Origin of the sequence: Noviherbaspirillum denitrificans (assembly GCF_002211445.1) — a bacterium.
GTDB classification, from domain to species: Bacteria; Pseudomonadota; Gammaproteobacteria; order Burkholderiales; family Burkholderiaceae_D; genus Noviherbaspirillum; species Noviherbaspirillum denitrificans.
The window spans coordinates 1,403,956-1,413,796 of the sequence record NZ_LSTO01000001.1 but is presented as its reverse complement, the minus strand read 5'-3'; the positions used below and the strand labels follow the sequence as shown (position 1 = coordinate 1,413,796).

The following is a 9,841-nucleotide window of genomic DNA, read 5'->3' as shown; positions in this document are numbered from 1 at the left end:
GCCTGCGGCAAGGATGGGACGATGTGCCCAGTACGTGAGCATGGCGGGAACCGCCAGCGACAGGGCGATGATGACAATCAGAAACTTTTTGAACAAAACCAGGCCTTTGCTGTGGAGGCCGGACGGCGCGAGGCAGCGTCGAACGGCATTTTGAAGACGTCACTATAATCAAGCCATGATGATAATGGCTAATCCTCTATTGGCTGGAATGTATGACTGAAACGACGAACACATGGTTGCAATTCCTGGAACGGCACGGCGCGCGTTTCGATGATGCGGGACGCGTCGAGGCATTCGGCGAAACGCTGCCGCAGGGCGGCCTGCAGCGCGGCTTTGTCGCCCCGCTCACGGACACCGGCCTGATCGCCGCGACCGGCGACGACGCCCCCGTCTTCCTGCACAACCAGCTGACCAACGATGTCGAACACCTCGGCGCGCAGGAAGCACGCCTTGCCGGCTACTGTTCGCCCAAGGGCCGCCTGCTCGCCACCTTCCTCATGTGGCAGCGCGACGGCGCGATCATGCTGCAGTTGCCGAAGCAGATCCAGCCGGCGGTGCAGAAGCGCCTGCAGATGTTCATCCTGCGTTCGAAGGCGAAGCTCAATGACGTGAGCGGCGACTGGGCGCTGCTCGGCCTCGGCGGCGAAGGCGCCACCGCAGCGCTGGCAAAATGGTTCCCGCAACCGCCGGCATCGCCATACGCGAAAGCCGATTCCGATGCAGGCAGTCTTATCCGTCTGCCGGATGCCTTCGGCCATCCGCGCTTCCAGTGGAGCGCGCCGCCCGCAGTCGCGGAAAGCGCATGGCCGGAACTGATCAAGACGCTCTCGCCGGCCGCGACGTCCCTGTGGCGCCTGACCGACATCCACGCCGGCGTGCCGCAGGTGACGCTGCCCACGCAGGAGCAATTCGTCCCGCAAATGGTCAATTTCGAGCTGATCGGCGGCGTCAATTTCAAGAAAGGCTGCTACCCCGGCCAGGAAATCGTCGCGCGCAGCCAGTACCTCGGCAAGCTCAAGCGCCGCATGCTGCTGGCATCGATCGATGTGGACGGCGTCGCGCCGGGCACCGAGGTTTACTGGAGCGGCGACCCGGACCAGCCGTGCGGCATGGTCGTGAACGCCGAACACAATCCGGAAGGCGGCACCGACTGCCTGGTGGAAACGAAGATGACTGCCATCGAAGAAGGCACGATTCGCCTCGGCTCGGCGACCGGCAGCATCCTCCGGTTTGCACAACTGCCCTACCCGCTGCCGGCCTGAGCGCTCACCAGGATCCGCATGGACTTGTACATCTACTACCGCGTTCGCGGCGACAACGCCCCTGCACTGCACGCACGCGTCACCGCGATGCAGCAGCGCATCGCCAACGGCGTTGCCGTGGCGCTGAAGCGCCGTCCCGAGGAAAAGGACGGCCTGCAAACCTGGATGGAAGTCTACCTGGCGGTTCCGGAAGGTTTCGAAGCCATCCTGCAAGACGCCGTGGCCAAGGACGGCCTCGCCGGCCTGATCGAGGGGCCGCGCCACACCGAACACTTTGTGGATATCCCAGCATGTGCCTGATCGTTTTTGCGTGGAAGCTTGTTCCCGGCATTCCACTGCTCGCCGCCGGCAACCGCGATGAATTCTACGAACGTCCCACGACGCCCGCAGGCTGGTGGAGCGACCAGGCGCATATCTATGCCGGCCGCGACCTGCGCGGCGGCGGCACCTGGATGGGCGTGACGCGCGAAGGCCGCTTCGCCGCCATCACCAACATCCGCGAACCGTCCGATCGGAGGAGCGATGCTCCCTCGCGCGGCGAACTCGTCGCCGGCTACCTGGCCGGAATCGCCTCGCCGATGCAGTTCGTGGAAGACCTCGCGCCGCGCGCGAAGCAGTACAACGGCTTCAACCTGCTGGTCGGGAACCGCGAGGAACTGGTCTGGTATTCGAACGGATCGCCTGACGATGCACGCAACGGCAAGCCGCTGGCGCCCGGCGTCTACGGCCTGTCCAACGGCTCGCTCGACACGCCCTGGCCCAAGGTGGTCCGCACCAAGGCGCAGTTTTCGAGCCTGTTGTGCCAGGGTGCGCCGGAGGACGCCTACTTCGAAATGCTGTCGGATACGGCACGCGCGCCGGATTGCCGCCTGCCGGATACGGGGATCGGACAGGAATGGGAACGCATCCTGTCCGCGGTCTGCATCGAATCGCCCGAATACGGCACGCGTTCGTCGACGGTGGTGCGGCTGCCGGGCAACGGCACGCCGATCTTGCAGGAGCGTGTGCTCAGGTAAGTTCGCGCCGCATGTGGATGTGGGGAATGCCCGCTTCCATGAACACCTCGCCCTCGCGGCGGAATCCATAGCGTTCGTAGAAGGCTTCCGCCTGCGTCTGGGCGTTCAGCATGACCTCACGGTCGCCGCGTTTGCGCGCTGCTTCCACCAGCGCTTCAAGCATGAGTGCGCCGATGCCTTGCCCGCGCACCTGCGGCCTCACTGCCATGCGCCCGATGTGACCGTCCGGGAGCAGACGGCCGGTGCCGATGACGCTGCCTTCCGAATCGAGGGCCAGCGCATGCACGCACTGCGCATCCATCTCGTCCCACTCCATCTCGAGGGGCACTTTCTGTTCGAGCACGAAGACGTCGTAGCGCACCGCCTGCGCGCCCTCGCGTTGCGTAGCCCAATCGCCCAGTGTTACACGAATGCTCACAGCGCCTCCGGTGCAAGCTTTTCGAAGCGGGTAATGGTCTCGCGCCACGCATCCGGCCAAGGCACGCCCTTGCGGATACTGGTGGCGGCATACACATAGACCAGCTCACCGCTGATCAGGTGCTCCTCACCGCGATGAATCTCGACCACGAAGCGGACCGACGTCCGGCCGAACCCGGCACAGCGCACGCCGATCTCCAGCACATCGTCGAAACGCGCCGGCGCCTGGTACTCGATGGTCGCTTTGCGGGCAAACATTTCCTTGCCGTCGGCCGCCTGCTGCAGCACGCTTGGCAAACCGGTTTCACGCCAGTATTCAGTGAAGGCGACATCAAAATAGGTCAGGTAATGGCCGTTGAACACGATGCCCTGCATGTCGACCTCGGCCCAGCGCACCCGCAGGGAATGGAAAAAGGAAAAGTCTTCGCGTGCCATGGTGGGATGGTTGGAAAGTGAGCCGGACATTATGAACGATCCTCGCGGATCGTTCATCGCTCATTCGGAAAGGAAGCCGCGGATCAGGCGATTGACGCGTTCCGGCTGCTCGTGGATCACCCAATGCGTGCCTTCCGGAATGCGCTCGATCTTCAGGTCGCCGATCAAGCCATCCAGGCCATTGATGAGGGACTTCGGCAAGGCAATGTCCTGCTCGCCCCAGATTACACGTGTCGGGATGCGGACGATGAAATCAGATGGATCGAGCTGCAGCCTGTTCGGCCCGGCGTGGTCCTTCGTCGGCGGATGCAGCGGCGAAGCGCGATAGTAATTCACGCCGCCAGTCAGTCCGCGCGCCCAGCACTCGTGGTACCGCGCTCTCACCTCCGGCGTAAACCACGGCGTCGGCGAGCGCCCCATGCCATTGAGCAGCCCTTCCAGCAGCTTGAACTCATCCTTCGCCAGCGCGCTTTCCGAGCCCTCCGCCCGCAGCCAGTTCATGTACTCGCTCGCGGCCTGCTGCTCGGGATCGTTCGCCAGCGCCTGTGCGAACAGGTAGGGATGCGGCGAATTGACGATGATGAGCTTGTGCAGCAACTGCGGCAATGCGATCGCAAAATTCCACGCAATCGCCCCGCCCCAGTCATGCGCAACCATCACGAAACGCTCATAGCCAAGGTGTGCCGCCAGCAGCCGCAGGTCCTCGACGATATGTTTCGCCTTGTACTGCGCCAGGTCGGATGGCATGTCCGACAGGTTGAAGCCGCGCAGGTCCGGCGCGACCGCGAAAAAGTCGCCACCGAACTCCGCCAGCTGCGCTTCCCATTCGTACCAGAACTCGGGGAAGCCATGCACGAAAAGGACCAGCGGCCGCCCCTTTTCGCCTGCACTGGCGTAATGCAGGCGGATGCCATTCGGCAGCGCGGCATACTGGCCGTCCTGGATAGGCGCGCCCATGCGATTACTGGACGCCCATCTTGGCCTGCAGCATCTGGCGCACCTGGGGCGCCGCCGCAAACGGGTCGGTCGGGTTGCGCTGCAGGACGATGTCCTCCATGCGGGTCTGCACATTGCCCAGCGCCTGCGGGTGCGAGTAGATGTAGAACGCGCTGTCGCGGATCGCATTGAAGGTTCGCTCCGCCACTTCCGCCGCCGTGACCTTGCCGGAGGTGACCGCCTTTTCGGACACCGCACGCTGGGCCTGCTGGCTGAGCGTGAGATTGTCGTCGCCCTTCACATCGTCCGGACGGTTACGCTCCGACTGGTGGATGCCGGTCGGCACGAAATACGGGCACAGCACCGACGCGCCGATCGGGGCCTTGATGAGCTGCAGGTCGTGGTACAGGGTTTCGGACAGCGACACGACGGCATGCTTGGACACGTTGTACACGCCCATGTTCGGCGCATTCAGCATGCCCGCCATGGAAGCGGTGTTGACGATGTGCCCCTGGTAGCCCGGATCCTTCTTCGCGCACTCCAGCATCAGCGGCGTGAAGGTGCGCACGCCGTGGATCACGCCCCACAGGTTGACGCCGAGGACCCATTCCCAGTCGGCGATCGAGTTTTCCCAGACCAAGCCGCCCGAGCCGACGCCGGCGTTGTTGAACACGAGATGGACCGCGCCGAATTTCGCCATCGTGGCATCGGCCAGTGCCTGAACCTCTTCCGCCTTGCGCACGTCGCAGCGCATGGCCAGGACCTGCGCGCCTTGCGCCTCGAGTTCTGCCTTGGTCTTGTCCAGCGCGTCCTGCTGCACGTCGGCCAGGACCAGTTTCATGCCGAGGCGTGCGCCGATGATTGCGAACTCGCGGCCGAAACCGCTGGCGCCGCCGGTGATGACGGCGACCTTGCCGTGGAAATCTTTCATGTCTGCTCTCCTGTTATGGTTCGATTTTCTTGAGTTGGAATCCGACGCGCGGGAAATGCACGATCACTTCCCCTGCAATGGGATCCGTGCGTTTCACCGCCCATTCCCTGCTGGTGGACAGGACAAGTTCGCCCTCCACCGGATCGAGCGCGTAATCGGTCGCGGTGATCGTGACCCGCTCGCCGCGCGCCACGCCGTGCGTGTCAATGAATTCAATGTCACCTGCTTCCAGCCTGCCTTCACGCGCCACGTCGAGTGCCGCGTCCGCTCCCAGCTTGCCCGGTTCGCCGTGGCCGAATGCGGCCATGCGCGCCGCCCACGCCTTCACGTTCGGCGCTGCATCGAGGATGCCTGCAAGCGGCTGCGCCAGTTGCAGGAACCAGATGCAGTGGTACACGGAGAAATCCGCGATGCTTGCCTTAGCGCCCAGCAGGTAAGGCTTGCCGCCGTCGAGCATGTTATCGAGCCGGCCCAGGTAATCCTTCAGGTTGCCGGTCGCTTCACCGACGGCCATGCGCGGCGCGTTGCCGCGCATCGCCGCCCGGTCCGCGCCGAACGCCTTCATCTGCTCCGGCGTCAGCGGCCCCAGCAGGTAAGGCATGGCCACCGGTTGGAAGACATAGGCGATAACGGTCCAGAACAGTGTCGCGTCCGCCCATTGCGCCAGTGTGCGCGACAGGCCTTCGATCTCCTTCGGATACAGTGAGGGAGACGGCGCGACGCGTTCAAGTACATCCGCGATCAGGGCAGTGTCGCAGTAAATATCGGCGCCAATCTGAAGCACCGGCGTCCTTCGATAGCCGCCGGTCAGCGCCGTCAGGTTCGGCTTCGGCATGACCGGGGGGATGAATACCGATTTCCACGCCAGCTTCTTGAAGCCGAAGATCAGGCGGATCTTTTCGGAAAACGGCGAGTTTTGATAGTGATGGAAAATGATGTCCGGCACGGCAGCTCCGCGAGTGATAGGGTTCGACCGGACGCGATCAAATCAGCTTGACCAGCTGCTTGCCGAAATTGCGGCCCTTGAGCATGCCAATGAAGGCCTCGGGCGCCGCTTCCAGCCCTTGTGCGACCGATTCGCGGAACTTCAGCTTGCCGGTGGCGACCAGCGTGCCGAGTTCTTTCAATCCCTGCGGCCACAGGTCCATGTGCTCGGAGACGATGAAGCCGCGCATCGACAGGCGCATGGTCAGGAAGAAGCGTGCATTGCGGATCGGAGAGGGATCGCCGTCGTAGCCCGCGATCATGCCGCACAACGCGATGCGGCCGAAGGGATTCATGCGCTCCAGGCAGGCGTCGAAGATTTCACCGCCGACGTTCTCGAACACCCCGTCGATGCCGTTCGGCGTCGCCTTCGCCAGTTCTTCCTTCAGGTTGCCTGCCTTGTAATCGATGCAGGCGTCGAAACCCAGCTCATTGACCACGTAATCGCATTTTTCCTTGCCGCCCGCGATGCCGACCGCGCGGCAGCCGCGCAGTTTCGCCAGTTGGCCGACCACGCTGCCGACCGCGCCGCTGGCGGCGGAGACGACGATGGTCTCGCCCTCCTTGGGCTGGATGATCTGGGTCAGGCCGTACCAGGCGGTCATGCCGGGCATGCCGACCGAGCCGAGGTAGGCGGACAGCGGGATGTGCGTGGTGTCCAGCCTGCGCAGCAGCGAGCCATCGGACACACCCATCTCCGACCAGCCGAACATGCCTTGCACCTTGTCGCCCACCGCGAACTTCGGATTCTTAGATGCGACCACTTCGCCGACGGTGCCGCCGATCATGGTCTCGCCAATCGCTTGCGGCGCAGCATAGCTCTTCACGTCTTCCATGCGCATGCGCATGTACGGGTCGAGCGACAGGTAATGGTTGCGGACCAGGAGTTCGCCATCCTTCAGGTCGGGAACCGGGACTTCTTCCAGGCGAAAGTTTTCGGGAACGACGTGGCCTTGCGGGCGCGAGGCCAGGACCATGCGCTTGTATGTTGTCATGCTGTCTCCTTGTCAGTCTTTATTCGTGTTCCAGCTTCTTCGCGATGTCGAGGCGCTTCAGGTACTTGAAGGTGCCCATCGCCTTGGCTACCAGCTTGTCGCCGTTCCAGACCTCGCCCTCGCAGAAGCACATGGTGGTGGAACGATGGAAAGCCTTGCCCTTGGCGATAATCCGCCCGCCGGCATGGCCGGCAGGCTGCAGGAAGCTGGTTTTCATTTCGATGGTCACGCCGCCGCGGGCGTCTGGGTCCAGTGAACGCCCGGCCATGGACATCACCACATCGAGCAACGTCATCGTGATCCCGCCATGGGTCACCATCCAGCTGTTCATGTGACGATGTTCAAGGTTCAGCGCAACTTGCGCCTCGCCATTGCCCATACCCAGGAATTCGACGCCGAGATCGTTCAGGAACGGGATCTCGGCCGGAAAAGGCTGGCCCTCGGTTTGCGGCTTGATCGTACTCATTAGTGCACTGCCGAAACGCCGCCGTCCACTGCCAGGACCTGGCCGGTAATGTGCTTGGATGCGTCCGTTGCAAACAGCAACGCGGCCCCCTTCAGGTCCTCATCGTCACCGATGCGCTGCAGCGGCGCACGCTTGGCAAGGTTGTCCTCACCAAGATTCTCCAGCACGCCCTTGGTCATCTTGGACGGAAAGAAGCCCGGTGCCAGCGCGTTGACGGTAATGCCGTACCGGCCCCACTCCCCGGCCAGCGTGCGGGTGAAGTTGATCACCGCAGCCTTGGACGTGTTGTAGGCGACCGTCTTCATGCTGTTCGGACCATTGCCCGAAAGACCGGCGATCGACGCGATGTTGATGATGCGGCCGTACTTGCGCGGAATCATCGAAGCCTTGCCCACTGCCTGCGAGAGCAGGAAGATGCTGCGCACGTTCAGGTTCATCACCTTGTCCCAGGCTTCCAGCGGATACTCTTCCGCAGGCGCGCCCCAGGTGGCACCCGCATTGTTGATGAGGATGTCGATCTGGCCGAGCCGCTTCATGGCCTCCGCAACCAGCGGTTCGATGGCCGACTCCTGCGATACGTCGGCGGCGATGGCGCTTGCCTCAATGCCGCGCGACTTCAAGTGCGCAACGGCTTCGTCGAGGTCGGCCTGCTTGCGCGACGAAAGTACCAGTTTTGCGCCGGCTTCGCCCAGCGCTTCGGCAATCTGCAGCCCGAGGCCGCGTGAGCCGCCGGTCACCAGCGCCGTCTTGCCCTTGAGGTCAAACAATTCCTTGATCGTACGCATGTCATCTCCTCTATATCGTTTGTATGTCAGAACCAGGCGTCCTGCATGTCCAGCGTCGTGGTGTCGATGCTTTCCAGCAGGTCGAGCTGCGGATGGACCTTCGGCAGTTCCCACTTGAAGAAATAGGTGCACGCCTGCAGTTTGCCGCGATAGAAATCGGCATCATGGCCGGTCTTGCCCACGCTGAGCAAGGCCTGCTCGAGCCAGCCCCAGGCAACGACCGAATGGCCGAAGGCTTCCAGGTAGGCTGATGCGTTTGCAAGCGTCTTGTTCATGTCGCCCGCCGCATACAGCGCCTGCGTCACCTTTTCGATACGCTGCAGTGCCGCGCCGAGCGCCCGCGCGAAGCCGGCCAACTCCTTCACTTCCATCGCCTTCGCAATCGTCTTCTGCACTTCCGCGCCGAGCAGCTTGAATGCCGCGCCCCCGTGCATCGACACCTTGCGGCCCAGCAGGTCCAGGCCCTGGATGCCGTGCGTGCCCTCATGGATGGGATTGAGGCGGTTGTCGCGGTAGAACTGTTCGACATTGTATTCGCGGGTGTAGCCGTAGCCGCCATGCACCTGGATCGCGAGGCTGTTCGCTTCCAGGCACCACTGCGACGGCCAGGACTTGGCGATCGGGGTCAGGATGTCGAGCAGCAGCGAGGCGTTGCGGCGAGCTTCTTCCGATTCCGCGGTACGCTCATCGTCGACCAGGCGCGCGCAGTACAGGTTCAGCGCGAGGCCGCCCTCCACGTACGATTTCTGCGCGAGCAGCATGCGCTTGACGTCGGTGTGCTGCACGATCGGGATCTGCGGCTGCGCGGCATCCTTGTTCATCGGATGGCGGCCTTGCGGACGCTCGCGGGCGTATTCCAGTGCGTGCAGGTAGCCGGTATAGCCAAGCATCACCGCGCCGAGACCGACGCCGATGCGCGCCTCGTTCATCATGTGGAACATGTTGGCGAGGCCCTTGTGCTTTTCGCCGACGAGGTAGCCTATCGCACCGGCCTGCCCGCCCGGCTTGAACTTGCCCTCGCCGAAATTCAGCAGGCAGTTGGTGGTGCCGCGATAGCCCATCTTGTGGTTCAGGCCGGCCAGCACGACGTCATTGCGCTCGCCGAGGGAACCGTCCGGGTTCACCAGCTTCTTCGGCACGATGAACAGGGAAATGCCCTTCACGCCCGGGATCAGCTTGCCGTTCTCGTCCGGCACCTTGGCCAGCACGAGGTGCACGATGTTTTCCGACAGCTCGTGCTCGCCGGCGGAAATCCACATCTTGTTGCCCTTGAGCCGGTAGGTACCGTCCGGCTGCGGTTCGGCGCGGGTGACGATGTCCGACAGCGAGGAACCGGCCTGCGGCTCGGACAGGCACATGGTGCCGAAGAAACGGCCTTCCATCATCGGCCGCACGAAGGTTTCGATTTGCTCCGGCGTGCCGCACTTGAGCAGCGTATTGGCATTGCCGATGGTCAGGAAAGGATACGACGAGGTGCCGACGTTGGCGCCCTTGAAATAGGCGAGTCCCGCCTTCTCGATCAGGACGGGCAGCTGCATGCCGCCAAAGTCGTAATCCTGGCCCGCCGCCATCAGGCCGGCGTCGCAGAAGGCTTTGATCGCGGTTTTCACTTCC

12 protein-coding genes are annotated in these 9,841 nt (G+C 63.2%); 3 read left to right on the top strand and 9 right to left on the bottom strand.

Annotation, left to right across the window (positions count from 1 at the left end; genetic code table 11):
* Positions 1-212: 212 nt before the first annotated feature.
* Genes ygfZ through AYR66_RS07010 form a run of 3 tightly spaced genes read left to right on the top strand, consistent with a single transcriptional unit; the run spans position 213 to position 2,278 of the window.
* Complete coding sequence (gene ygfZ / locus AYR66_RS07020; protein WP_170942089.1) at positions 213-1,262, top strand: CAF17-like 4Fe-4S cluster assembly/insertion protein YgfZ; 1,050 nt, start codon at positions 213-215, stop codon at positions 1,260-1,262.
* 18 nt (positions 1,263-1,280) lie between these two features.
* A complete protein-coding gene (locus AYR66_RS07015) occupies positions 1,281-1,562 on the top strand; it encodes a DUF4936 family protein (protein ID WP_088706915.1) in 282 nt (93 codons plus the stop codon).
* On the top strand, positions 1,553-2,278 hold the full coding sequence (locus tag AYR66_RS07010; RefSeq protein ID WP_088706914.1) for an NRDE family protein: 726 nt from the start codon (positions 1,553-1,555) through the stop codon (positions 2,276-2,278). The genes AYR66_RS07015 and AYR66_RS07010 overlap by 10 nt, the downstream gene beginning before the upstream one ends.
* On the opposite strand, the gene AYR66_RS07005 is transcribed toward AYR66_RS07010, so the two are convergent.
* The 9 genes from AYR66_RS07005 to AYR66_RS29395 all read right to left on the bottom strand — a co-directional run.
* The gene (locus AYR66_RS07005; RefSeq protein ID WP_234814844.1) at positions 2,271-2,696 is read right to left on the bottom strand and encodes a GNAT family N-acetyltransferase; all 426 of its coding nucleotides are present in this window, start codon (positions 2,694-2,696) and stop codon (positions 2,271-2,273) included. The two genes, AYR66_RS07010 and AYR66_RS07005, sit on opposite strands and share 8 nt — an antisense overlap.
* Positions 2,693-3,160: an acyl-CoA thioesterase gene (locus AYR66_RS07000; RefSeq protein ID WP_234814839.1), complete on the bottom strand. Its 468-nt coding sequence runs from the start codon at positions 3,158-3,160 to the stop codon at positions 2,693-2,695. Before AYR66_RS07000 ends, AYR66_RS07005 begins: the two co-directional genes overlap by 4 nt.
* Before the next feature lie 30 nt (positions 3,161-3,190).
* Complete coding sequence (locus tag AYR66_RS06995) at positions 3,191-4,087, bottom strand: alpha/beta fold hydrolase (RefSeq protein ID WP_088706913.1); 897 nt, start codon at positions 4,085-4,087, stop codon at positions 3,191-3,193.
* 4 nt (positions 4,088-4,091) lie between these two features.
* Positions 4,092-4,997, bottom strand: a complete 906-nt coding sequence (locus AYR66_RS06990; RefSeq protein WP_088706912.1) for an SDR family oxidoreductase — start codon at positions 4,995-4,997, stop codon at positions 4,092-4,094.
* A gap of 13 nt (positions 4,998-5,010) precedes the next feature.
* Positions 5,011-5,943 (bottom strand): glutathione S-transferase family protein, encoded by a 933-nt coding sequence (locus AYR66_RS06985; RefSeq protein ID WP_088706911.1) that lies wholly within the window; start codon positions 5,941-5,943, stop codon positions 5,011-5,013.
* A 37-nt stretch (positions 5,944-5,980) separates the two neighbouring features.
* A complete protein-coding gene (locus AYR66_RS06980; RefSeq protein WP_088706910.1) occupies positions 5,981-6,976 on the bottom strand; it encodes an NADP-dependent oxidoreductase in 996 nt (331 codons plus the stop codon).
* 19 nt (positions 6,977-6,995) lie between these two features.
* Entirely contained in the window at positions 6,996-7,442 is a 447-nt protein-coding gene (locus tag AYR66_RS06975) for a PaaI family thioesterase (RefSeq protein ID WP_088706909.1), read from the bottom strand.
* Positions 7,442-8,227: an SDR family oxidoreductase gene (locus AYR66_RS06970; RefSeq protein WP_088706908.1), complete on the bottom strand. Its 786-nt coding sequence runs from the start codon at positions 8,225-8,227 to the stop codon at positions 7,442-7,444. The genes AYR66_RS06975 and AYR66_RS06970 overlap by 1 nt, the downstream gene beginning before the upstream one ends.
* 26 nt (positions 8,228-8,253) lie before the next feature.
* Positions 8,254-9,841, bottom strand: a 1,588-nt coding sequence (locus AYR66_RS29395) for an acyl-CoA dehydrogenase family protein (RefSeq protein ID WP_088709658.1), incomplete at its 5' end; no start/stop codon positions are given.